Below are 552 nucleotides of genomic sequence, written 5' to 3'. Positions count from 1 at the left end.
ATAGGGAAGCCGTAGAGAAATCGAGTCCGAATAGGGCGATCAGTCGCTGGGTGTAGACCCGAAACCAAGTGATCTACTCATGGCCAGGATGAAGGTGCGGTAACACGCCCTGGAGGTCCGAACCCACTAATGTTGAAAAATTAGGGGATGAGCTGTGGGTAGGGGTGAAAGGCTAAACAAACTTGGAAATAGCTGGTTCTCTCCGAAAACTATTTAGGTAGTGCCTCAAGTATCACCATCGGGGGTAGAGCACTGTTATGGCTAGGGGGTCATTGCGACTTACCAAACCATTGCAAACTCCGAATACCGATGAGTGCGAGCTTGGGAGACAGACGTCGGGTGCTAACGTCCGGCGTCAAGAGGGAAACAACCCAGACCGCCAGCTAAGGTCCCAAAGATTGGCTAAGTGGAAAACGAAGTGGGAAGGCTAAAACAGTCAGGATGTTGGCTTAGAAGCAGCCATCATTTAAAGAAAGCGTAATAGCTCACTGATCGAGTCGTCCTGCGCGGAAGATGTAACGGGGCTAAGCCAGTCACCGAAGCTGCGGATAT

General features: G+C 50.9%; 1 rRNA gene. It reads left to right on the top strand.

The window, feature by feature from the left end:
* Window positions 1-552 (top strand): 23S ribosomal RNA (locus tag GCM43_RS25525); the annotation flags it as partial.

The sequence above is a fragment of the Janthinobacterium aquaticum genome, from assembly GCF_009208565.1.
GTDB lineage: Bacteria > Pseudomonadota > Gammaproteobacteria > Burkholderiales > Burkholderiaceae_D > Janthinobacterium.
This window is presented reverse-complemented; position numbering and strand designations above follow the sequence as displayed.